The organism is Pedococcus sp. P1_H8 (genome assembly GCF_056405175.1).
On sequence record NZ_JBFUCP010000421.1, the window covers coordinates 1 to 377 of the forward strand.

The 377-nt window shown below is 69.8% G+C and carries 1 protein-coding gene; it reads right to left on the reverse strand.

Features of this window, described 5'->3' with window-relative positions:
- The coding region (locus tag AC1DYG_RS20650; protein ID WP_477641697.1) for a hypothetical protein at positions 1–252 on the reverse strand (252 nt) is incomplete at its 3' end.
- Positions 253–377 lie beyond the last annotated feature (125 nt).

A 377-nucleotide genomic window follows, 5' to 3' on the forward strand; every position in this document is an offset into this window, starting at 1 on the left:
GGTCAGCAGCGAGTCGAGGGTGCGCGCCCGGTCCGAGACCTGGACGGCGGCGGCGCCGCCGGCGACCAGCGAGAGTACGGTGAGCGCGAACGCCACCAGGAGCAGCTTGCTGGGGGTGGTGCCCAGGTAGGCGCGGACGCGGCGAGATCGCCGCGGACGGGGCACGTCCGGCGACGGATGGTGCGTCGCGGCGGGCACGGGACGATCGTCGCCCAGCGGCTCCGTCGACGGCGCGACGCGATCAACCACCACGCACCCCTTCTATCTGGCCCGAGTGCCTGATACAGGGCAGCATATAAGCAGTAAACGCGCTGAGCGGTCGGTGACTCGCCTATGTTTTGTGGCCAACGAGTTTCGGACGGGGCACGAGGTGTGAC